The following is a 24,675-nucleotide window of genomic DNA, read 5'->3' on the forward strand; positions in this document are numbered from 1 at the left end:
GTTGCGGTAGTTAGATCTATGTGATATCAAAATCATAGATCTATCTGACGGGGAGTGGAAGGAAGCAGCAGTAGCCTTCAACCAATCCATGCAGACAGGGACACTGAGTGAATGGTCGATGACAGGGTGATTGATGGAGATTGTGTGGGGCACTAAGGATTTCGTAATCGCTGGACAACCTTACCAAGGGTTTCCAATTCTGCTGTGGGACTCGATGGAGAGCTGCAGCCAGGCCAATCAGTTCTTCCGCTACTACCTCCTTCGCGGGGACATCGGCTCAAAGCAATCCTGGCCTAGCACTGGACGGGCGCTTTACGACTTTTTCAGCTTCCTGCAAGCCCATGATCTTGATTGGCGGGACGTAGATCGCGGAGAGGCCAAGAGCCTTGTGGCTGCCTACCGAGACTACTGCTTGGTGACGTGCGGACTGGCTCGCAACACTACTCGCCAGCGTCTGACGTACATCTGTAAGTTCTACAAATTCGCCTTAAATAAGGGCTGGGTGAAGCGCTTACCGTTCGGTGCCGAAGAGCGCACCGTGAAGCGCAAAACAGGCTTCCTTGAGCATGTGGACGCCAGCGGAGGCAAAGCGCTAGTGAACGACGTGATGCCGCGTCGTCACAAGCCCCTACCTAAGTTCCTGAGCATGGCCCAGGCCAAGTCATTTCTGGCAGCAGCGGAGAATCCACATCATCGGATCATGATTCAGCTGGCGCTGCGCACAGGCCTGCGTCGTAACGAACTGGCGACTTTCCCAGTGGCGTACATTTTCGACCCGGACAAGGCTGGACGAACCGAACGCAATCTTTGCATCCGACTGGATCCTTTCGACGGCAGCGGGATGGAGACCAAGGGTAGTAAGGCGCGAGATATCTGGGTCAGTCGCAAGTTCATGGCCGAACTCTACCGTTACGTGTCCAAGGTGCGCGGCGAGCGGACGTCTCTGGGTAAGGATCAGAAGGCACTCCTCATCAACCATCTCGGAGAGACTTATGGCAGCGCCGGCAAGAGCCTGAACCGGATTATCAGCGAGACCGGAAAGGCTACAGGAATCGAAGTCCATACCCACATGCTGCGTCACACCTACGCAACTCACACTCTGGTCAACCTTCAGCGCAACCCACAGAACGGGCTTGATCCCCTGGTGTTTCTGCAGCGTCAACTTGGCCACAGTTCAGTTCAGACCACTATGGTGTACCTTCACCTGATCAATGAAATGGCCGATGAGGCCGTGCTTGCCTATGACGACGAGTTGAATGAGATGGCAGGAGCAGCCTGATGGGGAAGCGCAAGGTATTTACCAAGACTGACCTCAGCGTTCCACAGGTCGAGCACGACCTAGACACGGCAGGCAACGTGGTCATCTTGCCTGAGGCCGTCCCTCCAAAGAGCACTGTGGTCAATTTCGGGCGCAACTCGACTTGCCACCGAAACTATGATCTCGCACGATGGTATGGAGCTGGGATTGATGCCATTACTTACGCCTGTCAGCGTCAAATTGAGCGCTTTCTAGCGGGGCAAGATGGCAACATTTCGGTTACTACCGTGGTGGGCTTTTGTAACTCTGGGCTACGGTATTTTCTCGACTACTGCATGCTCCAGGCGACGGCTTTTGAGCGTGACTTAACACTGAAGGATGTGAACCGAGAGCTGATTGATGGTTATCTCAACCACCTATCTCGACTGGGTACAGCGACGATCAACCAGAGAAACTGCTACGCAAAAACCAAGTCGGTGCTTGTTGCCCTTGGGCAACGCGGACTGTTCCCTTTGGTAACCTCTGGCGATACTTCCACCTTCCCTCGTAATCCATTTCCAAACATCAACCGCAAGATTAAAGGCGAGACAGCGTTATCAAAGCGCGAGCGGCAAGAATTTGCAGCGGCGTTGCGGCAAGCCATCAAGCCGATATGGATCGATGGTACGCATATGCCCAACTACTTATTGGTGTATGCCCTGTTGATCATAGCTCTCCACACCGGACGTAATACCATTCCCTTGCTGGAAATGGGCCGCGGTTGCTTGCGCCCCCATCCAAAAGACGACACGGTTTTTCTGGTGTTGTGGAAGCGGCGTGGCTACAACACCAGCAAAGTGGCTTTACGGGCTGAGTCGAAAGCCGAGCGTATTCTGGAGTCCATTCCCAGCGTCAGAATTAACGTGGAACGTCTGATCCGTCGGGTGATGGTCTTAACTGAACCTTTGGCTTCCGAAGCCCCGGACGACATCAAAGACCGTATCTGGCTGTACCGCCGCCGCGCCACAAGCTCAGAAGGCCAAGTCTCAGCGCTCCAAGTTCGACAATTGGATGTAGGGATAAGTCGTCTTGTCACTGAATACAGCCTGAAGGATAGCGATGGAAAACCACTACGTATCAACATTTCCCGTTTGCGTAAAACCTTTGCAAACCGCATCTTTGATCTAACAGATGGAGATCTTGCAACCACCGCTGCCGCTCTGGGTAACACTCCACGGGTAGCTGACCAAAACTACTTAGCGCCCAGCGAGGATGCCCGTCGAAATTGGCGGTTCATGGGAGAAACGCTGGTGCAGGAACTGCTAACAGAGACCATCGGCGCATCATATAAGGACACTCCTTTGGGTCGTTGTAGCGACCCAGTAAATGGTCAGTTCGCCCCAAAACGCGAGGGCGTAATCTGCATGAACTTCGTGAACTGCCTGCGCTGTAAGCACTACGCAATAACCGCCGAGGACCTTCACAAGCTCTTCAGCTTCTATTTCCGAGTGCTGGCTGAACGCAACCGTATGGATAAGCGCCGCTGGGCAAGGGAGTACGCACATATCCCTCGCCTCATCGACCATTACATCATTGCAGAGGGGCTGCGCCGTGGCGCCTTCAAGGCTGCGGCTGTTGACGCTGCTCGTGAGCGCGCTCGTACTGAACCACACCCGTTCTGGTCAGTTGATCTTATCGCCAGCCTGGAGGTCTTATCATGAGTGAGAGCATTTCTGAAGAACTGCCCTGGACGCTCATCACCACTCAGCCTGACGATGTACGTGAGCTTTCCGACTTAGAGCGCAACAAGTTGATCATCGCCGCAATCCAGGTCGATCGACAATGGGTGATCCTGAGCTGCTATGGCGATGACATTTGGCAACTCGACAGCTTGCCTAGTAACGTTCCGCTAAATAAGAGACAGGTGAATTTCGGAACTATGCCGCCGCCATTTCGAGCGGTGATGAAGGCGATTTTATATCGCTATATAAGACGAGGTCGTAGCGGTGCGGAACGACCCAGGGGAGCGACGATTCGTCAGCTCTTTAGAGTTGCGTTACCATTCTTGCGACACTTAGAGAAGCTTAAAATTGAGCGTTTAGGTGCAGTAACGCCTATGATCGCCGCAACCTATGTGGCGACCTGCAAGGCTCATAGACACGCCAGATCTGGTAAGCCGCTCACGATAGGAACGTTGCGTGCGCGTTACCTTGCGGTAGAGGCGATATATGAACTAAGCCAGTACACCGGCGAACAGATGCAGCATCCATGGCCCGACACATCTGCACAGGCAATGGCGGGAACTATGGGTATGGTCACTGGGGGCAAAACGCCTCTGATCCCCGATGACACGTTCTGCACCTTGTTCGAGCATGCCCATCGACAGGTGGAACGCGGCAATCTATTGCTCGACCTCCGTGATGATTTGGACGCAATCGAATCGGGGCGTAAACGCCTAACTGCCAGCGGTATAGATTGGAAAAAAAATCGTTTTTTGGATAACGTGGGCTGGGAGGGAGGCCTGAAAACATTCAGCAAGTCGCTGATAACCCTTCGCACGGCCTGCTACATAGTGTTAGCAAGTACCTCAGGCTGTCGTAATCACGAGTTAGCCAACCTACAGTCGGGAACACACCACCGCAGTGAGGACGACAATGGCACCATTTATCACTGGATGCGTTCTGAGTCTGAAAAGACCGATGAAGGAATCCACGACTGGATGATCCCGGAGGCCGCAGTGCGTGCTCTGCGCATCATTGAGCGCTGGTCTGCCCCCTACCAAGCGATGATCGCCGGCGAAATCATCCAGCGACGACGCATCAACCCGCACGACCCAAAAATCGCAGAGGCTTACCAACATCGCCACGCCCTCTTTCTGGGCGTGAATCCACGTGAGAATAACAAAGTCCGCACGCTTTCCCTCGATTCTTGGCACACCAAACTCAATGAATTTAGAAAGGATTGTGGGTTGACCTGGAAACTCGGCAGCCATCAATTTCGACGCAAATTCGCAAACTACGCGGCGCACAGTCGCTTTGGCGACCTGCGCTACCTCAAGGAACATTATGCTCACTGGTCGCTGGACATGACCCTGGGTTACGCCATGGATGACGGCTGGGGTCAACATCTGGATCTTGACCTGTACATGGAAATCCAAGGGGAGCTGGAAGATATCAAGCTCGGCGTCGTCGACAACTGGATGGGAGATGAATCTTTAGCCGGAGGCTACGGGCGCGCAATCAAGGGATGGCAGCGAGAGCCAGAAAATCTGCTGATCTACAAGGATCACTCCTCTATGCTGAAGTCCATCTCTGAGAGCACAGCTATCCGCAGCAATGGACATGCTTGGTGTACGGCAGACAATGACGGCTGCGTCGGTAATACCCTTGAGCGCTCTCGCTGCACTGGCTGTGACCACTCAGTGATCGGACGTGCCCATGCACCCTTCTATCAGCGACTCTACGATGAGCTTAAAGAGCTGCTTCACTGCAAAGACATTGGTGAGGGAGGTCGCCAACGCGTTGAGCGCGACCTCAACCGCTGCCGAGACGTATTGCTACAACTGGGCATGCCTCCGGAGACTCTGACTGCATGAATACTAAGGAGAAATCAGCCAACTACAAGCCTGCCGTGGATCGAGAAAAGGATCTCAAGCTGGCCATCTACCGTATCGAGAGCGGACGCGCTCGTACTAAAGCAACCAAATTGAGCATCGCTGCCGTTGCTCGCGAGGCCTGCGTGTCGCCGGCGTTGATCCACAATCACTACCCGGTAATTGCAGAGGCCATACGGGAGAAGCAGGGTCGATCCAGCCGCGCCATGCGAGATGTCAAACATCAAGATTTGATCGCTGAACGCCAAAAGTCTGCAGGCTACCGTCAGGAGATTGAGGAGCTTCGTAGAAAGCTCGCTAGCATTGCATCCATCAATGAGGTGCTGCTGGATGAGAACCAGGGTCTCAAGGCTAAACTGAAAGAACGAAACGTTGTTGAACTGACTTCCTCAAAGTCGCCTAGATAGGTCTCTTATCTTCGACGACCGCCATTCATCTGCAGCCCCCAAAAAAACCAAAAATGTTAAATCAGGTAAGTGCTTGATTCATTGAAAACAAATCGTTTCTAACAGTTAAAAAAGGCACCAAATGATCGATTTGGTTCAAAGAAGCCTCATGGATAGGTCGGGTTTGCATGGTGTGCAAAGCTCTTGTACCAGAGCCTGTGCATCGAGCGTGAGTTATAAGTAGGAAGCCCCGATGAACGACGGTGACGCACTGAAAAAGCGCAAGCGGTCGCTTGTAGCAAAGATTTCAGCACCACTCCAAATGCATAGGAGCTTGGCATGCCGACCAACGAAATGCTCAGAAGTGAATGGATCTCAGCAGGCTATAAATCAGACATGGGAAGCGCGATAGCCTGCCGTCCACCAGCTAATCGCTCGACGATTCGCCTGTACAACCTCACCAGCGTCAAACACGCTATCAGCAACATAGAAAATCGGCGCATCAAAGTCTCTCGCTTTGCTGATCTGAATGACCCCTTCGAGCTGCTTGCTGCGAACTTCAAAGAACACAAGACGCGCCAGGTCGTGAGAAACTGGAAAGATAAAAGCCATTCGCTAATGGGCTTACTGTGTTTCGCTGGAGACTGGTCAGAGCCGGTGATGTGGAGTCACTACGCCGAAAAGCACACAGGAATCTGTTTGGGCTTTGACGTCAACCGCAGCACGGTTCAGCAGGTCAGCTACCAAGACGATCGAGTCCTTGATGCACTTCACCCAACATCAACCCCAGACAATCTGAGCGAAGAACTGCAACAACAGTTGCTGTGCACCAAGTCCGGAGGATGGCGGTATGAGGAAGAGTTCCGTCGATTCGTGAGCTTGAATGATGCCCCCTTGGAAGGTCCGTTTCATTTCTGGCCAATCAGTGACGATATCCAACTGGCGGAGGTGATCCTCGGACCACTATGCGAGGAGCCCCTCGAATCCGTAAGGCAGAAAGTTAAACTGCACTTTCCCAACGCAGTTGTATTTAAAGCCAGGCTGGCATTCCAATCGTTCAAAGTCGTGCCAGACGCGCGCACGGTTTTCTAAGAACCGGAGACTTGGCCGCCAATGCCGTTCAGAACACCATCAAATTCGCCCCGAAGTCCATGGTAAGGAAATCAACATGGAAGATTTACGGTTTGCCGATGATCGGCCAATCGCCAAGCACCAACAGGATCTCCTCGGCCGATCTGGGTTTGCCAAGAGCCTATCTGAAACCATTACTAGCTGGAAAGACCAGGAAAGTCTGGTAATTGCGCTAATGGGGGCTTGGGGCAGTGGCAAAAGTTCGATCAAGAATCTGGTCATTGAGGACTTCAAAAATGTTCCCGGACATGAAGTCATCGAATTCAATCCCTGGGAGTGGGCCGGCCAAGAGAAACTCAGCGCGACTTTTTTCGACGAGGTCTCGCTAACCATTCAGCGAAAGGACAAGAGCAAAGCAGGCAAGCAACTGGCCAAAGCTCTGCGACGATATGGACGGCGGATCAACACCGGCGCGGCAGTGGTCGATGGCATGACCAAATATTTACCTGTCCTTCTCGGGTCAGCACTGGTCACAAGCTATGTCAGCAGTTGGGTCGCAAACCCAATGGCGGAGACAGTACTGCATTACATCAGCGGCCTCTCGGCGTTAGCGGCAGTCCCGGCATTGCTCAAGAAAGTTTCCAAGTTTCTGCAGGAGCTGGCCGACAGCACGGACAAGACGGCCAAGGATGAGGAGCTTACCCTGAGTGAAATTCGCGGTGAAATATCCACTTTGCTAGCCAAGCGAGCTCATCCGTTACTGATCGTGATGGATGACATTGATCGCTTGGCATCGGATCAAATGAAGGCCCTGTTCCAGCTGGTCAAGGGCAACATGCAATTTCCCAACGTAGTGTTTCTCTTGTTATTTCAACGCGATGTCGTTGAGGAAGGGCTCCAGCGAGCCGGATTCAACGGAGCCGAGTACCTTAAAAAAATCATCCAGGTGCCATTCAGCGTCCCGGCTTTTCCCGCCCCGAGCCTGGAAACTGTGCTTTTTCAACGCTTGGATTCGGTCCTTGCCGCTGAACCGCAATTGGGCGCAAGTTTCGACTCAAACTACTGGGCAGGTGTATACCGACACGGAATGAAACCGTTTTTCCATAACTTACGGGATGTTTACCGCTACACATCCACGCTCGCGTTCCACTGCAGATTGTTACGCGGTGGAGACGTGGCGGAGATCAATTCCGTGGATCTGTTTGCCTTGGAGTGCTTGCGGGTCTTCGCACCGTCTAGCTACGGAGCAATAGCGCAAAGTAAAGAGTTGCTAACCGGTAACCTGTCGGCCATGTCCCAAAAACCAAGCGAAAAGGAACGTATCGCAGGGCTGATTCAGCGGATCGTGGAGAAGTCGCCGCTTGAAAGTCGAGCAGGCGTTGAGCAGACGCTCCAACTTCTGTTTCCGAATCTAGACTGGGTATTCAAGAACACCACATACAGCGGATCCACGCAGATGCGGTGGATACGCGAATCCAGGGTGTGCTGCGGCGACTTCTTTGACCGTTACTTTGAGTTAGGGCTGCCAACCGAGGAAGTGTCCAACTCGTTGTTACACTTCTTATTCCAACGGTTGACCGATGCGCAGCAATTTTGCGACGCGTTGCTTGATTGTGACGATGCACGACAGAAGTCAATTTTGGACCGACTGGAGTCCCGGATTGAGGAGTTTCCGCTCGACCAATCTGAAGCCGTTATCGAAACGCTTCTGAAGGCTGGCGAAACCGTGAGAGGAGGCGAGTCATCCATGACGTTCCTGTCTGCACAAGTCCAGACGTTCCGCTTGCTATTGTTCTTCCTACGGCGTCACAGCGAACCCACTGTTCGCAGTGAACATCTGTTACACGCCTTCGAACAAATCAAAGGTTTTGCCGTTCTCGAACATCTCCTGATGTCGGAGTCCTCTGCCCGGGGAAAGTCGGATATCACCGATCTAGATGATGCGGGCTTCGAAGCGCTAAAACAGGCATTTGCTAAGGCGCTATTGACGCACGCAGACCAGGCCCCCAATGACTTCATCACGCACTGGAACTTTGTTTCCTATGTGTATCGGTTAAATCAGTTTGCAGACGGAGCGGGGAAAAAGTGGGTCAACCATCATGTCACGACATTGGAGCGATTTCTGCTGCTGGCTCGCTCAGTCGTAGAAAAGAGTATGTCATCCAGCGGCGGGGTTTCGTCCATCACTTATTTTGTGCGTAGCTCGATGCTTGACGACTTGTTGGGAATCGAAGCATGCAAAGTATGGCTTGCTCAAGTCAACCGAACCACGCTGAGCGGACCTGAAAAACAAGCCATTGAGCTCATCGATGACACAATGGGAAGCTACGAGCGGGGCGAGAAGTCGAACCATTATTGAGTCCGAGCCAAAGGTGGTGCCATGCTTACTAATGTAATGGGCGTAGAGATTTATCACTCGTACCGAAATCGACTGGAACGTTTACTTGGTATCCCCAGCAGCGCGTCGGATCAGGACATTCATGAGTTGATCGAGGCCGGCTTCCCGTCTGCCAAGCTAAAGGAACTCTGCGACCTCGGAACGATAACTCCGTCAACGCGCGATCAAATCACCAAGCCTCAAACTTTGACGGTCAAAGTGGCCCACAGCGAGCGGCTCAATTTGCGAGAGAGTGATCAGTTGTTCAGATATGTACACATCACCGCCATGGCCCAGGTGCTTTTTGGAGACGAAATCAAAGCCAGGCGATGGCTATCGAAGTCCAACGACAGGCTTGCAGGTAGTAAACCGTTAGACATGCTCTCCACCTTCCCTGGTATGAGACAGGTTGAGATGATATTGGTCAAAGTGGCTGAGACGTCCGCGTTTTGACGCGAGGAGAAACATGAAAATGCGCATAGCCCTACGCTCACCAGTCGCTGCTGTTGCTCTTTCTTGATTGAGCAACTGCAGCTTCGTCGGGGGCGCTGCGTCGACCGGATGCGCGTTGTCGTTTTTTGCCTTCCATGCGCAAGACTTGTATTGGACTGGGCAGGACCTCTTCCACCAATGAACTCAGACGCTCCATTTCGCCGATGGCCCGCAAAACAGCGATCAGGTTGATCAAGGTGCCTTTGCCCTGGCTAAGTAACAGATGCAACGTCTGACGGCTGATCGCGGCATTTTGGGCCACCGTTTCCAGGCTGATGTTGTTCCTCAAGCGTAGGGTTTGAATACGTGCCCCTACAGTAGCGGCGAGGACTTGATCTGTTTGAGCTCGAAGCCGCATAGCGTCCACCTTACTAGACACAAACCTTTATTTATGCACTTTACGTCATGAATTCTAGACACTATACGATAAACCCGAAACTTTGCCTTCGACGGTCATTCAAAAATAAAATGAAGTCATAGATTTTATGAGTAGGCCAGCATGGCCGCCCCTTCAGAGGGTTTGCTATATCTCGTCGGGTCTATGAACCTTCCCATCATGCAACACTCCAGGTAGCATTCAAGGTTGCCTGAAAGCTTTTCCAGCACCGCCCGCAAGTCGTCCTATCGGCTCGTGCTCTGCTCCGAATTGCAATGCAGCATCAAGAAATCTGTGTGCTACTTTCTTTGATCTGCATGCGTTCATATGCTGAACCTCGACCACGAACTGAGCTTTCAAGAACCACTTGCACGTTTTGACTTTTCGCCTTCCTTTCATAACTGATCTCTTAAGTATCGGGCCTGCCCAACAGGTCACTTGCGGGCATCGTCGACCTCCTTGCGTACAGGCGATTCGCGCCGGTCCAGATACGGTTCCCAATCGAGCAGCTCCACCTCCGACAGGCTGAGCGGCCGCGGCGCAAAGAACATGACCGCACGCAGACCATCGCTGAAGTAATGGGCGCCGCTGAAGGTCGTTCGCGATTGTGCCTGGGACACGGGACCGACGCCAGTAACGAACCCGAGCTTGTCCAGGCCGGCCGAATACATCATGTCCTGGATCAGCAAATTCCTCGCCTCATCGACATCCTCATGCAAGACGAGGTCTTGCGCCTCGCGCGGTGCAAAGCGTCCGCCGATCGGTCTTGCGACCTGCGCGAGATACACGGAGCGACCTTCGAAGCGCATTGAGGTGAGCCACACACGCACCCAAGTCGCCGGCGCTCCGGCTTGCGATTGCTTGCGAACCACGCCATCGGGCATGCGGCCGAACACACGTTCGGCCGCATCCGCGGGAAGCGCGGCACGCCGGTAGCCGCGACGTACAAATGCGGCGGCGACATCGGCGAACTCGCCGACGAGAATCGCATTGATTGGATCGCCGGGCGCACTGCCGTTCGCGTCAGCGGCGCAACAGGGAAGGCGCTCCAACGCGGAACGCAACGCGGCCAGATCGTCATAGTCCTTGATCTCGGAACCCTGATGTTGGAACAAGCCTTCGGCAAACCATTTTTCCCCGGCATCGTCCGGCACCTGCAAGAAGAGGGAGAACGGGATCAGCGTCCTTCTCTGCAGCAGATCGATATTCAGCAACCGCGTAACGCGCTCCGGGTTGATGAACAGCACGCCCGCTTTCGTTTCGCCTGGCAGGACGGGATTCTTGAACCCCAGTTGGTCCAAGTGTTCATTGATGCGCGCGTTCGCTGCCGGGGCGAATATCCCGTGCATGGACCAGGCGACTTCGAGTGGCGAAAAATAGTCGGGATCGGTTCCCGGCCGCAGCAACATGAGCGGATCGGCAGTGCGGTTCTGGACTTCGACCCACACGGGCTGCACGCGGGTCTTGTCCAGCTCCACACCCAGCATGCGCCGCCGGTCGTCGGCACTGAGCACGGCGGCGCTGACGCGCACCTCGTGCTTGGTGGCCGTCTGCGCACGTTCACGCAATCCGACGGTACTGAAATCGGCAGGCGCCTGCCAGGTCGAACAAGCAACGGCGAGCGCAAGCATCGCTGCACAACCCAGGGTGTATAAGCCGCGCATTGCACATCGCAGATTATTCCCCGACGCCAAGCGGCTCATGGCTTGACCCGCCCTGGTGATTGTCCGCCATTTTCGTAGATGCCCTGTGATAGAAAGAATTCTATTTCCGCCAGGGAGGTGTGCGTGTGATCGAATACTAGGACACAGCGCAGCCCATCCGTGTAGTAAGGATCGGTTGTCAGGTTCTCGCGCGGCGCGCTCTGAGGCGCGGCCCCCACACCCTTCACAAAACCGAACTTTGCCAGAGTCACCGAATACGCCATGTCCTGGGTCAGCGCACTGCGCGCTTCGTCGACGTCAGGGTCGATCTTGTGTGTCGTCAGTGTCGCGGTATGCAGGGTCATCCGGCTGCCGATATCACGGCTGATCTGTCCGACCCACACCTGCTTGCCGTGATATTGCATCGGACTCAGCCACAGCCTCAGGTGATTGCGCTGGTGGACGTTGTCACGCGCCTTTTGCAAGGCAAGGTCCTGCGCTCGCCCGAACAGATAGAGATCGCTCACTGGTGCATAGGGATAACGCTCGCCGGAAAGCGCCGAATTGACCACTTTCATGATCGACCCCGACCACTTCTCCTCGGTCCCACGCCAGCCGCGACGTGCGAATGCAGGGAAGGCATCATCGAGCCCGCCGACGACCACCAGGTTCAGCGGATCGCCGTTGCTGGAACCCTCCTCGTTGGTGACGCAGCACGGCAGCGCCTCCAGCGCCGCCTGGAAACTGGCGTCATCCGTGTAGTTCACAATGTCTTCGGGCGGGATGCCCTGCCTGAACACTTCGCTGATGTGGTAATCGGCGCGCAGCCCCGGCACGAGGGCCAGGACAGAGAAATGCCTCGACCGCCCGTCTGCCACCAGATCGAGGTTAACGAACTTGAACCCCTCGTCGAGATTGGTCAGCACGAAGCCCGAGGTTGTCGCACCAGGTGCGATGGGGTTGCGGAAGGCCAGCCGACGAAAGTGCCGGTCGAGCGCCGGTCGCTCGTCCTGCGGGGTCCCTGGGAAAAATGCTTCGGCGGCCTCGGATGCGGGGAAGAAATTTGGATCGAGGCCCGGCGAAAGCAGATAGTAGGCGCGGTCTTCCTGATTTTCGACTTCGACCCAGACTGGCTGTATCGATCTATTCGCCAGGGGCACGCCGTAGACCGCCTCGCTTTCGGCGGCCGACAGTACCGCGGTCGACACGCGCAAGCCGCCATCGCTGCGCGTCACGGCGCGGCTTTTGTAGTCAAGGCTCGCCGTTGGCGGAGGCTGGGAGGCGCAGCCGGCGAGCGCCGCTGCGATGGCCGTTGCTGAGAGCACGTGTCTCACCATGCGATGCATCGCGTAACCTCATCAACTGAACTTTACCAATCTTCGCTGCCCTGCCTGGGTAATCCGTGGCGACTGCGAACAGCAGTTTCTACGTCGCAGCCTTTCGTTATGAACCGCCCCGGAAACTGCGGAGGCTTTTTGGTACCGCTATGGCAGAATAGTCGAACTATTGATAGCAGGCCGCTCGGGCCTCTCACGCTGCTGCCGGGCACCGTTGAGCCCTCCCGGTTCCAGTGCAAGAAACCTCCCGACATGCCACCACATGACTCGGGGCCGAGATGACACACTCGACTATAGTCGCCACGGCCAGGCGCCGCTGAGGGAATGCGCCAGCCTTTAGGCACACGTCCAGGGAGGGAGTACCACGCATGCGACGCGCTGGTGATGCTCGTGTGGCAGTCCATCGCGACAGGCTGCGATCTACCGATAACTCACCGACCGCTATGGGTCGATTCTGTTGAAAAGGTCGGACGTGGTTTCCACGGCAGAAAAGTACACGCCTGAACGTAGCAGCGTGCAGAAAAAGCGTTTTCACCTATCAAAATCCGTGCAGCCTGGAAGGAGCGACTTTTTCAACAGAATCGGTCGACTGCTGCCCTTCGCGACAAGCAGCAATCGGCCGATTCTGTTGAAAAAGTCGGTTCTTCCAGACTGCCCACATACTGACCGCTGAAGATGCGTATTTTGCGCGCCGCTACGCGAAATCTGAGCCCGGAATCCTCTGCTCAAATGTAAAGATTTCAATCTCAAGCGCGTACTTTTCTACCGCGGAAATCTGGGCCGACTTTTTCAACAGAATCGGCCATAAGCAAGCGTCAAGTCGGCTAATACAGCGAGCGCGCCGAGAAAGGCCCGAGGGTGACATTTAATCAGACGCTGGCGGTGGGGACTGGCTGAACCCCTACGGGTTGCAGGGCACTGGCGATCAGCTTTGGGCTGCCAGTTAGTGATGGCCGCCAATAGCCGCAAACATCAGAGACGTTCGACGCCGGTCTTGCCAGAGGCGACCAAGCGCTCCAGCAAATGTGCGGGCTGGAACCACGTGGCTCCATAGTCACCAAGTACCTCTCGGTAATGACCGATTCGCTCCAGCACTTGAGCAAGCCCCAGCCCTTCGCCGTAATGCATCGGACCACCGCGCCAGGCCGGGAAGCCGTAGCCGTTGATCCAGACCACATCGATGTCGCTGCTGCGCTGGGCGATGCCTTCGTCGAGCAACTGGATACCCTCGTTGACCAGCATCAACAGGCAGCGGTCGTGGACTTCCTGATCGCTGATGACGCGGCGCTGTATGCCCAGTTCGCCCGCAATCTGCTCGGCCAGTGTCACCACTTGCGGGTCATCCTTGCGCTCGCGGCCTTCGTAGAGGTAATAGCCTCGACTGGTTTTCTGACCGAAACGGCCGAGGGCGTAGAGCGCATCGGCGAGCTTGCAGTAGCCGGGATCTAGGGAAATGACCTCGCGGCGCGACTCGCGAACCAGGAAGCTAACATCGATGCCCGCCAGATCGTGCATGGCAAAGACGCCCATCGCCATGCCAAGACCGGTGAGCACATTATCAACCTGCGCAGGCGTGGCGCCTTCCAGCAGCAGGCGGTGCGCTTCGCGGGAGTACGGTTCGAGCATGCGGTTGCCGATGAAACCGAAACATACCCCGGAAACCACCGGGATCTTGCCGATGCGCTTTGCGATTTGCAGCGTCGTGGCCAGGACATCGGCTGCCGTGGCGGTGCCGCGCACCACTTCAAGCAGACGCATGACGTTGGCCGGACTGAAGAAATGCAGGCCGACCACGTCCTGTGGCCGGCGGGTGACAGCGGCGATGGCGTCGAGATCCAATGTAGAGGTATTGCTGGCGAGAATCGCGCCTGCCTTGCACACCTCGTCCAGGGTACGAAACACCTGCTGCTTGATGGACAGGCTCTCGAACACCGCCTCGACCACCAGGTCTGCGTCGGCGATATCGGCGTAGTCCAGAGTGCCGTGGATCAGCGCCAGTCGCTCATTTACTTGCTCGGCTGCAAGTTTGCCGCGCTGGACACCGGTGTCGTAGTTTTGGCGGATGAGTGCGAGGCCGCGCTCAAGGGCATCGGCCCTGAGCTCCAGCAGCGTCACCGCCATGCCCGCGTTGGCGAAGTTCATGGCAATCCCGCCGCCCATGGTGCCGGCACCGATGACCGCGACCCGGTTGACCGGACGAATCGACGTGACGGCGTCCAACCCCGGCAACTTGCCGACTTCACGCTCGGCGAAGAACACATGGCGCAGGGTCTCGGACTCGGTGGAGGCCTCGGCCTCTTTGAACAACTCACCCTCGCGGGCCAGGCCCTCGGCCAGTGGCAGATTACAGGCTGCTTCAATCGCCGCCACCACCCGCTGCGGCGCACTCTGGCCTTTCCAGCGCGACTGATTCGCCGCGCGATATTCGGCGAAATAGCCCGGCAGCAAGGCTGCGCCCGGGTTTGGATGCGGCCAATTCGGGCGGCACGGGCGGCCCGGCGCCATTCTTGGAATCAGTGCTACGGCCAATGCCTTTGCCGTTTCGAGCAAACTATCCGCGGTGGGTGCCACCCAATCCAGCAACCCCAGTACCTGTGCTCGATGGGTGCCGATCAGCTCGCCGGACGCAATATATTTCAGCGCCGCAGCGGCGCCAATCAGACGCGGCAAACGCTGCGTGCCACCAGCGCCGGGCAGCAAGCCAAGCTTGATTTCCGGCAGGCCCAGGCGCGCGCCGGCTTCAGCCACCCGGTAGCCGCAAGCCATGGCGAGCTCAAGCCCACCGCCCAATGCCAGCCCACCGATGGCGGCGATAAGCGGTTTGTCCAGCTCGGTCAGACGGGTCAGCAGGCTTGGCAGGTCCGGCTTGGCAAAGGACGCCGGGCTACCAAACTCGGAAATGTCGGCGCCGGCGCTAAACACAGAACCTTCTCCGTGGAGAATAATCGCTTTGACGCTGGCGTCCGCGGCGGCGCGTTCACAGGCCTCAAGCAATTGTTCGCGCAGGGCCTGGCCGAGCGCGTTGATGGGAGCACTGGCGAGGCCGATCAAGGCCAGCGGACCTTCGCAGCGATAATTGATCAAGCTATTCATATGTGATTTCTCTGATGGATGAAGCAGACAAGTTGTCTTCATCCAGTGGGTTCTTCCTGAAACTGAACATGTTCAGAACTGTGCGGCATCCAGCGAATAGAGGCAGTCGCTGCCGGCCTTGGCCGATGCGCTCAACGAGTGGATACGCGGCAGCAACCGGGCGAAGAAGAACCGTGCCGTGGCCAGTTTGCCGGCGTAGAACTCGTCGTCCGAATGCGTGCTCATGGCGGCCTTGGCCATTCGCGCCCACATATAGGCGTAAGCGGTGTAGCCGAACACGTGCAGGTACTCGACCGATGCGGCGCCGATTTCGTTCGGGTTGCTTTGTGCGCGGTCCAGTAGCCATGCGGTCAGTTCGTCGAGGGTGTCGACGGCGGCGTTCAGCGGCTTGGTGAACTCACCAAGATCAGCACAGGCATTGGCGGTGAAGTGACGGATTTCCGAGGCGAACAGGCGATAGAGCGCCCCTGCGCTGCCGACGATCTTGCGCCCCGCCAGGTCCAGCGACTGGATGCCATTGGTGCCTTCGTAGATCTGCGTGATTCGCACGTCGCGCACCAGTTGTTCCTGGCCCCATTCGCGGATGTAGCCGTGGCCGCCGAAGATCATCTGACCGTGCAGCGTGGTTTCCAGGCCCATATCGGTGAGAAACGCCTTGGCCACCGGAGTCAGCAGCGCCACCAGGTCCTGGGCGCGATTGCGGATGACTTCATCTTCGCTGTACTTGGCGGTGTCCAGTTGCAGAGCCACGTAGCTGGAGAACGCGCGACCGCCTTCGTTCAAGGCTTTCATGGTCAGCAACATGCGCCGCACGTCCGGGTGGACAATGATCGGGTCGGCGGCCTTGTCTTTGTCTTGGGCACCGGTTGGAGCACGGCTTTGCAGACGGTCACGGGCATAGTCAACGGCGTTCTGGTACGAGCGCTCGCCCTGTGCCAGACCCTGGATGCCCACGCCCAGGCGCTCGTAGTTCATCATGGTGAACATCGCCGCCAGGCCCTTGTTCGGCGCGTCGACGATCCAGCCAGCGGCGCCATCGAAGTTCATCACGCAGGTGGCGGACGCCTTGATGCCCATCTTGTGTTCGATGGAGCCGCAGGACAACGAATTACGCTCGCCCAGGGAACCGTCGGCGTTGACCAGCACTTTCGGCACCAGGAACAGCGAGATGCCCTTCGGCCCCGCCGGTGCATCCGGCAGTCGCGCCAGTACCAGGTGGATGATGTTTTCGGTCAGGTCGTGGTCGCCACCGCTGATGAAAATCTTGCTGCCGCGGATTGTGTAGCTGCCATCAGCCTGAGGCTCGGCCTTGGTACGGATCAACCCCAGATCAGTGCCGGCGTGGGCCTCGGTCAGGCACATCGAACCGCTCCAGGTGCCGGCGTACATGTTCGGCAGATAGCGTTCCTTGAGTTCCTGGCTGGCGTGGGCCTTGAGTGCCAGGCAGGCACCCGCCGTCAGCATCGGGTACAGGCCGAACGACAGATTGGCCGAGTTGACCATTTCTTCAATCTGGGCGGAGATAGCCTTGGGCATGCCCATGCCGCCAAACTCAGGATCGCCACCGACACCGCCCCAGCCACCTTCGGCAAAAGCCCGATAGGCTGCCGGAAAACCGTCCGGCGTGGTCACTGCACCGTCGCTCCAGGTGCAGCCTTGCTCGTCGCCGCTGCGTAGCAGCGGTGCGATGATATCGGCGCTGATATTGCCGGCTTCTTCAAGGATCGCGGCAGCAGTCTCCTCGTCGATAACTTCGGCCAAACCAGGCAATTGAGCCCAGAGTTTGGACACCTTGAAGACTTCATTGAGAATGAAGCGCATGTCGCGCAGGGGGGCTTTGTAAACAGACATGATTGGCTTACTCGGACATTGTGAGGGCATGTGGAATGCCCGATTTGTTGGAATTGTCGCTATCGCTGTTCTGCCCCCCCGGCTCAGCCGGCGCAGCACGACGATTCAGCGAGGGCCCACGTAGCAGGAAGTAGGACAGGGCCGGAATCAGGATCAGTGCACCGAGCATGTTCCACAGGAACATGAACGTCAGCAGGATGCCCATGTCGGCCTGGAACTTGATCGGTGACCAGGCCCAGCTCACCACACCGACAGCGAGGGTGATGCCGACCAGGCCAACCACCCGGCCGGTGAACGACACCGCGTTGCGGTAGGCCTGGGACAGCGGCAGGCCCTGGCGCTGGAAGTGCAATTGCACACTGAGCAGGTACAAGGCGTAGTCGACGCCGATCCCCACGCCCAGGGCGATCACCGGCAAGGTCGCGACCTTCACGCCAATGCCCATGGCCACCATCAGCGCTTCGCAGAGGATCGACGTCAGTACCAGCGGCAAGAGTGCTACCAGCGTGGCCCGCCAGCTGCGAAAGGTGATCAGGCAGAACAGGGTCACCGCCAGGTACACGTACAGCAGCATGGTGTGGTTGGCTTCGCGCACCACGATATTGGTTGCCGCCTCGATACCCGCAGTACCGGCGGCCAGCAAGAACTGGCGATCCGGAGTGCTATTTTCCCTGGCGAACTTGTCGGCGATCGCCACCACGGCATCCAGGGTTTCGGCCTTGTGGTCCTTTAGGTAGGCAATGACTGGCATGAGCGAACAGTTGTTGTTGAACAGCTCCGGCGCATTGACCGAGGCCTGTTGCGCGCCGTAGTTCAACACGTCCTGGTTACGCTGGATGTTGTTGAGCTTGGGGTTGCCCTCGAAAGATCCGGCAGTGATCTGGCGCACCGCATTGACCAGCGATGAGGTCGCTTGCACCCCCGGATACTGCTGCAATTCCCAGGCCAGGCGGTCGGCCTGTACCAGTGTCCGATAATTCAGGCAGCCCTCGGGCGGGGTCTTGATCATTACCGCGAACAGGTCGCTGGACAGCGCGTAGTGGCTGGTGATGTAGGCGTTGTCGCGGTTGTAGCGCGAATCGGCACGCAGCTCCGGGGCTCCACTGTCAAGGTCGCCGATCTTCAGATGCGTACTGACCGCGAAACCGGCAACACCCAGCACCAGGGCACCGAGCACAGTGCCAATAGCCCAGTTGCGGGTGGTGAAGCGGTCGAGCAGGTCCCACAACTTGCCGAAGCCACGATGCTCGGCAGCGCGGCTGTCGATCTTCAAGGCGCGCTCGGCGGCCTTCTCGCCAACGCCGACGTACGACAGCGCGACCGGCATCAGCAACAGTGAGGTGAAGATCAACACAGCCACACCGATACTGGCGGTAATGGCCAGGTCCTGGATCACCGGGATGTCGATCAGCATCAGCACGGCGAACCCCACTGCATCGGCCAGCAACGCGGTGACGCCAGCGATGAACAGACGGCGGAAGGTGTAGCGCGCGGCGATCAGCTTGTGGGTGCCACGGGCGATGTCCTGCATGATGCCGTTCATCTTCTGCGCCGCGTGGGACACGCCGATGGCGAAAATCAGGAATGGCACCAGCACCGAGTATGGGTCAATCGCATAGCCCAGCCAGGCGACAATGCCCAGCTGCCAAACCACCGCGATCAGCGAGCAGCCAACCACAAGCAGAGTGCTGCGCACGCAGCGGGTGTAGGCGTAGATGATGATCAGTGAAGTGACCACGGCCAGGCCGAAGAACATCATTACCTGGATCAGGCCGTCGATCAGGTCGCCAACCAACTTGGCGAAGCCGATCACATGGACCTTGTACTTGCCGGAGCCCTCCTTGTCATGCATCAGCCTTTCAAGTTTCTTGGCGAACGTGTGGTAGTCGATGCTGTGTCCGGTTGCCGAAGTAGTGTCGAGCAACGGCACGATCAACATCGTGGACTTGAAGTCGCTGGCCACCAGGCTGCCAACAATGCCGGAGCGGTTGATGTTCTGGCGCAGCTGTTCGATATCCGCAGGCGTGCCCTGATAGGTATCGGGCATCACCGGTCCACCCTGGAAACCTTCCTCGGTGACTTCGGTCCAGCGTACCGCCGGACTCCACAGCGACTTCATCCAGGCGCGGTCGACGCCTTCGGTGAGGAACAGTTCGTCGTTGACCTGTTTGAGCACGTTCAGGTAGTCGGGGTCGAAGATGTCGCCCTCGGTGTTTTCGACCACCACCCGCACCGAGCTGCCCAGGCCGCGCAAGGACTGGCGGTTTTCCAGGAAGTTCTTGATGTACGGCTGACTCTGCGGAATCATTTTCTCGAAGCTGGGACGCAGCTCGAGACGGGTCGCCATCATGTAACCCAGTACCAGGGTGATCACGGCCATGAGCAACATGAACAGGGGGCGATGATTGAAGACCCACCTTTCCAGCCGGTTTCCGGAACTTCGATCGAAGTCTTGCAAGTTGCAAATCACCGGCATCGTGTCTTGTTGGATATTGCCCATGTCTGGGTACCTCGAATTGATACAGTTCTTATTATTGTGAAAGCACGCGTGCACCACGATTGCCGACCAACACCAATGCGCCATCGGCTGCCTGAACGGCGCCGGCGACCGGTGACGGGTTCTGCTGCGCCATCAACTTCAAGCCTTGCCCGCCATCCTGGCTCACCAACCGTTGCCCGGCCTGGGTAAACAGCTGGTAATGGCCGTCGGTGTCCAGGGTGGCGGCGGTGATGTTCACTTGCAGACCCGTGTTGATTGGAGTCCAGCTGGCGCCGTCATCGGTACTGCGAAACACATGACCGCGCAGGCCGTAGACAAGGACTTCGCCAGGCTTGCCGACCACACCGAAAAAGCTGCCTTGATAAGGTGTTGGCAGCGCCAGGAAACGCTGCTGCGCGTCATCGAACTTGAGCAGCAAGCCCTGTTCGCCGGCGATGTACAGCGAATCGCCGGCAGACGCGATCGCATTGAGGTGCAGCCCCTGCGGGTTATCGATACGGTCCTGGAACGGGGTCCAGTGCTTGCCGCCGTCTTCAGTGCGCAAGATCAGATTGAATACACCCACCACGTAACCGAGTTGGTCATTGGCGAACCAGACGTCGAGCAGCGGCTTGTCGGCGCCCTCTTTCGTCAACCGCTGGCCATCTTCGACGAGCTGCGGCCATTGTTCGTTGCCTGGTTCTGCCTGGGCCAGGGCGCCGTAGTGCAAGACCTGCAAGTCGCCGATCTGGCGGCCATCGAGTTGTTTGGTCCAGGTTGCGCCGGCATCGCTGCTGTGCAGCACGACGCCATCGCTACCTACGGCCCAACCTTGTTGCGGCGTAGGAAACGAGACGGCATTGAGGTCAGCACTGACCGGTACGCTGGCCTGAAGCCAGTTCTTGCCGGAGTCATCGGAGTAGAGAATGTGACCACGTTGCCCAACAGTGACCAGGCGATCACCCGCACGGGCCGTGGCCAGCAAAGGGCTGCGCACGGCCAGGGCACTGAGCTTGGCTGGCTGGTCAAGTACGTCGACGTAATCGGCCGCATGGGTGATGCCCTGCGACAGGCAGAGCACAACACCGAACGCCAGCTGGAAGATATTATTCTTATACGAACACATACTGCGTCCTCATCGGAAAACCGCGTCCATGCCGTTGTAGGAGCGAGCTTGCTCGCGATGGTCGTGAACGATAACGCGTGCCGTCTGGATGCCCGCGTCGCCCTCTGGTCCATCGAGAGCAGGCTCGCTCCTACAGTGGATCGTGCTGTTGGCTTAGCGGATGCCTGCACCGGCCAAGGACTCGGCTGACCACTGCGCCTTTGAGAGCGGCTCGATGTACTTGATACCGCCGTACGGGCCTACCACACCATTGATGTTGTAGGAGCCGCCCACCAGGTCGTAGATCATGAACGGCGTAGAATCCGGCACCTGTTTGTCATAGCTCTGGCTGAGGAAGGCGAAGGAGCCACGATAGAGCTGACCATGTGCGTCGTACTGATCGGAAGCCAAAGCTGTCCAGCTGTCTTCATCCAGGTAGAAGCGACGCTTCTGGTAGATGTGACGAGCACCTGATTTGAGGTTGCCTTCAACGACCCACACACGGTGTTTCTCCCACCGCACGAAGTCGGGTGACAGGTGGTTAGGGGTGGTCAGCGACTTGGGGTCCGCAACGTAGGTCAGCTTGTAGGTGTTGTAAGGGAGGATCATTTCCTGCTTGCCCACCAGCGTCCAGTCGTAGCGGTCCAGCGCGCCGTTGAACACAAACCCGTCGTCGAAGGTCCCGGCGCCGGCGGTACCCGGGTTAGGCGTGTCATAGGCCAGGCTGGGAGCCAACTTGACTCGGCGCTGACCCGGCAGGTACTGCCAGGCGCGGCGTGGTTGTTGCAACGGGTCGGCGGCGTCCTTGATCATCAGCGCCTCGCCGGCACGGCGTGCAGGGCCGGTGTAAGCCACCTTGATCTGGTAGTACACGTCGGCGCTGCTGATCGGCTGCGACATGTTCTCGTAGATTGGGTAGCTGATGAATGTCTGTCCGGCAGTGGCCAGGCTTGGCACGCCCGCCGAATCAACGTTCCAGGAATCATATTTGGTGCTGATGTTGACGCCCTGGTAACGCAGCAGGAAGTTCCACATCGCCTCGGCACCGTTGTGCGGGACCGGGAATGGCACACCAGGCAGAACGTTGTCGATCGCCAGGCCACCTTGCAGGGACTTGGCGCCGCTGGCGTTCTTCACGCTGTTGTCCAGCACAGCCTGAGGCAACGCAACGGTGCGGTGAGTCGGGTAGACATCAACGCGAAACGTGGGAAAACGCTTGGCCAGCTCAGCCGTGGTGGCGGTGAGCATGCCCTTGTATTTGTCGACGTTCTTGCCATCGATCACCAGCAGCGGTTTTTCGCCGGCAAAGGGGTCCGGACGCATGGTGTCGCCCGATTTGAAGCTGGCCGGCGCGGTGGTCAGGCCACCGGCATAGGCAGGAATCGATCCATCGGCATTGGCGGCCTTTTCAGCGCCCACCAGGGTCAGGCTGCTGCCGAGCTTGGCAGCTTCTGCCGCGGTTACGGCCGCCTGCGCATGTGCGCCCAATGTCATGGCCATGGAAGCGGCCAACAGGGTTTTGACGAATTTCATTTTGGTGTTCTCCTGCCTAGTATCTAAGCAATGGGTGTATCAAAAGGTGGTTTTCAGCGTCAGGTACACGGCACCACGGTCTTCTGTAGTTGCGCCGCCGCCCGAGAAGGCCGAATAACCACCGGCGTAGCAGGCATAGTTTTCGTTGCCACTGAAGGCGTTCGGAGTCGATCCATCGCCACTTCCGGCGTTGGCTGCACCGGTGCTGTTGCCGCTGACGTTGCACTTGTCAGTCTTGCCAAAGGAATCCACGTACTTGAGATCGACAAAGTATTTGTTGTAAACGATGGCGCCGATGCCAGCGGAATAGTTGCCGGTGTCCTTGGCGCCACCGGCGACCACAGGGGAAACACCATCGAGGCCGACGTTGACGGACATCGGCGCGTTCAAGTCCACGCCCGGAAACACCTGGTACCAGGTCGGTGTGAAGTTAACGGCGATACCCCAGTTGTCGCGGGTCGGCGCATCGATACCACGGTAAGTGCTCTTGCCCTTGTAGAGTGCCGAGTTCTTGTCATCGAGCTTGAGCAGGTTGCTGTAATACAGTTCCGCGAGCAGTACGGCCTGGTCGAACACCGGCGTCTTGGGCAGGGTCATCAGGCCGTTGAGCGTCCAGTGCAGCGTTTCGCCGGTGGCGCTCATGCTGTCGCCGTTGTGCGGGACGTCGTAGATGACGCCGGTGGCCGCGGTGCGTGCCGGCAACAGGCCAAGACCTTGCCCGAAGCCCAGTGGGCTGGTGCTGCTGACGACGGCCGGGATACTGGCCAGCGGCATGTTTTCGCGAATGTTCAGGTCGCTGCCGACACTGATGCCGCCGAAATCCTTGGACAGGCTCAAACCGTAGATATCGACGTCGTCGGAGTACGCCAGTTGATAGGTGGCGGTGCTCAACGAATTCAGCGTGTTGACAACAGCCGGCACCTGGCCCGCTGGACGCGTGCCATTGGGGTTGGCCGAGGTAACTCCGCGAGTGTCGAGCCAAGCCTGCGGCAGGATGTCCGAGGTCTTGCGGTAGTAAACGCCGAGGGTGCCGTCCAGCCACTCCGGTGACCACTTGGCCATGATGCCCCAGTCGCCATGATTGCTTGGGGTCAGGTCATCGCCACGACGCACGTTGGTCAGTGCGTTGCAGGGGGCGACACCGCAGCCAAGCGGGCTGCCTGGCGTGATCGAGTTGGTGTTGCCCAGCAGGAACGACTGGGCGCCAAAGCCTACCAGATCGGAACCGCCATAGTAGGTACCGGCCTCTGGCAGACGCGCTTCGTTCCAATCCAGGAAGTACTGGGCACCCACGGTCAATTCAGGATTGACGGTGAACGACATCGACAGCTGGTTACGCGGGACGAACAGCTCCTTGGCTTCAGTACCCGGCGACGCGGCGAGCTTGGCCAAATCCAGGCCGGACTGACCGTAGCTTACCGAGTGCACCGGGTTAAGAATGGTCTCGCCCCAAAATACGTTGTGCTGGCCGGCCTTGACGCTGAGCATCGACTCCTCGCCCACTTCGGTGCTGTAGAACACGAAGGCATCGAGAATTTCGCCGGACGGGCCGGTGTAGTAGCGCTGGGCATAGTTGCTCAGGTGCGGACTGCCATTGCCGACGTTGTCATTGGTGACCCCGGCCAGGCGCGGGTCGTTGGCGATCAGGCCCGAGGTCGAACCGTTGCCGTTGACGAACGGGTTGGAGTTCGAGCCGGTGTTTTCGTAGGCCTTGTCGTACCAGCTGGCGGCGCTGACGCGAAAGCCCATGTGGTTCTGGTAGACCACGTCCATCTCGGTCAGCAGGTCGACACGGTTGGTGATGTTTGTGCCGGACTTGCGAAAGTCGTAATCGCCGTCGTTGTTGTTCGGTGAAGCCAACATGCGCTTGTCGGCACTTTCGGTGCGCACACCGTAGTTGTACTTGACGGTGTTATCCAGACGCACTGTCCAGTCCGGATTACCCGTTTCGATCTCGGCCGCATGGGCAACCGGCACGAATGCAGCGAGAATAGCGATGGCCAGCGGACTGCGACGCAGGGTGAAGGGCTGACTGTGTTTCATATGGCTAGCTCCATTTCTTATTATTGTTGGGGATGCCTG

At 57.5% G+C, this 24,675-nt stretch carries 16 protein-coding genes; 7 read left to right on the forward strand and 9 right to left on the reverse strand.

The features are described from left to right. The first annotated feature begins 133 nt into the window (after positions 1–133). The 7 genes from BKX96_RS26585 to BKX96_RS26615 all read left to right on the forward strand — a co-directional run bounded on the left by BKX96_RS26585 (position 134) and on the right by BKX96_RS26615 (position 9,137). The gene (locus BKX96_RS26585; RefSeq protein ID WP_077185888.1) at positions 134–1,279 is read left to right on the forward strand and encodes a tyrosine-type recombinase/integrase; all 1,146 of its coding nucleotides are present in this window, start codon (positions 134–136) and stop codon (positions 1,277–1,279) included. After that, entirely contained in the window at positions 1,279–2,958 is a 1,680-nt protein-coding gene (locus BKX96_RS26590) for a hypothetical protein (RefSeq protein ID WP_077185889.1), read from the forward strand. Before BKX96_RS26585 ends, BKX96_RS26590 begins: the two co-directional genes overlap by 1 nt. After that, positions 2,955–4,832 carry a site-specific integrase gene (locus BKX96_RS26595; protein ID WP_077185890.1) on the forward strand — a complete coding sequence of 626 codons (1,878 nt, stop codon included), beginning with the start codon at positions 2,955–2,957 and terminating at the stop codon, positions 4,830–4,832. The genes BKX96_RS26590 and BKX96_RS26595 overlap by 4 nt, the downstream gene beginning before the upstream one ends. Further along, a complete protein-coding gene (locus BKX96_RS26600) occupies positions 4,829–5,257 on the forward strand; it encodes a TetR family transcriptional regulator (RefSeq protein ID WP_077185891.1) in 429 nt (142 codons plus the stop codon). The genes BKX96_RS26595 and BKX96_RS26600 overlap by 4 nt, the downstream gene beginning before the upstream one ends. A gap of 318 nt (positions 5,258–5,575) precedes the next feature. After that, entirely contained in the window at positions 5,576–6,328 is a 753-nt protein-coding gene (locus tag BKX96_RS26605) for a DUF2971 domain-containing protein (protein ID WP_077185892.1), read from the forward strand. A gap of 76 nt (positions 6,329–6,404) precedes the next feature. After that, positions 6,405–8,666 (forward strand): KAP family P-loop NTPase fold protein, encoded by a 2,262-nt coding sequence (locus BKX96_RS26610; RefSeq protein WP_077185893.1) that lies wholly within the window; start codon positions 6,405–6,407, stop codon positions 8,664–8,666. Between the two features lie 21 nt (positions 8,667–8,687). Further along, on the forward strand, positions 8,688–9,137 hold the full coding sequence (locus BKX96_RS26615; RefSeq protein WP_077185894.1) for an antitoxin Xre/MbcA/ParS toxin-binding domain-containing protein: 450 nt from the start codon (positions 8,688–8,690) through the stop codon (positions 9,135–9,137). Between the two features lie 37 nt (positions 9,138–9,174). Here the strand turns inward: BKX96_RS26615 and BKX96_RS26620 are convergent, their stop codons facing one another. The 9 genes from BKX96_RS26620 to BKX96_RS26665 all read right to left on the reverse strand — a co-directional run bounded on the left by BKX96_RS26620 (position 9,175) and on the right by BKX96_RS26665 (position 24,636). Beyond that, positions 9,175–9,534 carry a transcriptional regulator gene (locus BKX96_RS26620; RefSeq protein ID WP_077185895.1) on the reverse strand — a complete coding sequence of 120 codons (360 nt, stop codon included), beginning with the start codon at positions 9,532–9,534 and terminating at the stop codon, positions 9,175–9,177. Between the two features lie 452 nt (positions 9,535–9,986). Next, on the reverse strand, positions 9,987–11,183 hold the full coding sequence (locus tag BKX96_RS26630) for an LssY C-terminal domain-containing protein (RefSeq protein ID WP_218639286.1): 1,197 nt from the start codon (positions 11,181–11,183) through the stop codon (positions 9,987–9,989). A gap of 68 nt (positions 11,184–11,251) precedes the next feature. After that, entirely contained in the window at positions 11,252–12,520 is a 1,269-nt protein-coding gene (locus BKX96_RS26635; RefSeq protein ID WP_218639287.1) for an LssY C-terminal domain-containing protein, read from the reverse strand. A gap of 984 nt (positions 12,521–13,504) precedes the next feature. Further along, positions 13,505–15,625, reverse strand: a complete 2,121-nt coding sequence (locus tag BKX96_RS26640) for a 3-hydroxyacyl-CoA dehydrogenase NAD-binding domain-containing protein (protein ID WP_077185899.1) — start codon at positions 15,623–15,625, stop codon at positions 13,505–13,507. Positions 15,626–15,697: 72 nt separating this feature from the next. Then, on the reverse strand, positions 15,698–17,476 hold the full coding sequence (locus BKX96_RS26645; protein WP_077185900.1) for an acyl-CoA dehydrogenase C-terminal domain-containing protein: 1,779 nt from the start codon (positions 17,474–17,476) through the stop codon (positions 15,698–15,700). A gap of 7 nt (positions 17,477–17,483) precedes the next feature. Then, entirely contained in the window at positions 17,484–19,976 is a 2,493-nt protein-coding gene (locus BKX96_RS26650) for an efflux RND transporter permease subunit (RefSeq protein ID WP_077185901.1), read from the reverse strand. Positions 19,977–20,007: 31 nt separating this feature from the next. Further along, a complete protein-coding gene (locus BKX96_RS26655) occupies positions 20,008–21,081 on the reverse strand; it encodes a WD40/YVTN/BNR-like repeat-containing protein (protein WP_077185902.1) in 1,074 nt (357 codons plus the stop codon). A 153-nt stretch (positions 21,082–21,234) separates the two neighbouring features. Next, positions 21,235–22,593, reverse strand: a complete 1,359-nt coding sequence (locus tag BKX96_RS26660) for a DUF1329 domain-containing protein (protein ID WP_077185903.1) — start codon at positions 22,591–22,593, stop codon at positions 21,235–21,237. A 39-nt stretch (positions 22,594–22,632) separates the two neighbouring features. Beyond that, positions 22,633–24,636, reverse strand: a complete 2,004-nt coding sequence (locus BKX96_RS26665) for a DUF1302 domain-containing protein (RefSeq protein WP_077185904.1) — start codon at positions 24,634–24,636, stop codon at positions 22,633–22,635. Positions 24,637–24,675 lie beyond the last annotated feature (39 nt).

This window comes from Pseudomonas putida (assembly GCF_001976065.1).
GTDB lineage: Bacteria > Pseudomonadota > Gammaproteobacteria > Pseudomonadales > Pseudomonadaceae > Aquipseudomonas > Aquipseudomonas serbica.